This is a genomic window from Chryseosolibacter indicum (assembly GCF_018598585.1).
Lineage (GTDB): Bacteria > Bacteroidota > Bacteroidia > Cytophagales > Cyclobacteriaceae > Chryseosolibacter > Chryseosolibacter indicus.
Map to the genome: position 1 here is coordinate 1 of NZ_JAHESD010000152.1, position 774 is coordinate 774.

Here is a 774-nt window from a genome sequence, read left to right on the forward strand (position 1 = left end):
AACGTTCGTGCATGAGGCGTGGCGGGAATAGGAAGCCTTAACGATGTAGCGAAGCGGAATGTTAAGGCTGACCTGGTCGTCACTGTCCACCGAGACGAAACGTATTTTGAAAACTAAATTACAAATTTACACGAAACCCCGCCATGACTTATGCACATTGTTGTGTACAGTTTTATATTAATCCGTACTTTTTCCCGTACTCCTTTAACGTCACTAAGAAGTTTGGATTTCTTGTCGTGTCAGCTACAATTTTTTCAAATTCTCTTTTCGCTTTCTCTTTGTATCCCAATTCTCCAAAGACAATTAATTTCTCAAGAGGCGCTACTCTTGTCGTTTTTGAGTCCAAAACATCAACGAGCATGTCCTTTGATAAAACTTTCTGAAAATGCGGCAGAATGTACTGATTTAAGTTTTTTTTCATTTCTTGAACCATTTCTTCCTCGTCCGTGTCGGTGGTTATGTCAAACCATTTATCGTTTTCACTCCTAAGGTCACCGATTCTTTGTCTTAAAATACATCCGGGCTCGGTCGGATAGTCTGGAACAGGTTTACTAAAATAGTTGTAAAACGCTGTCCAATATTCGGGAAGAAACACAGCAGTGTTTATAGTGAAATGAATGTGGTCCTTCGAGTAGTAGGTACTTTTTTGCAGGTTGATAATATGTCCTACTCCATTTTCCTGCTTATAAAAGTTGTTTCCCTTTTTCTTGAATCCCAAAGGCTTCAGTGTCGCATGAAAGCTATCCTTCACAACTTTGTCAAACTTTGTCTCTG

At 39.5% G+C, this 774-nt stretch carries 1 protein-coding gene; it reads right to left on the bottom strand.

Translation table 11 applies throughout. From position 1 onward, the window contains the following. Positions 1 to 172: 172 nt before the first annotated feature. Positions 173 to 774, bottom strand: a 602-nt coding sequence (locus KK060_RS24865) for a DUF4304 domain-containing protein (RefSeq protein WP_254157998.1), incomplete at its 5' end; no start/stop codon positions are given.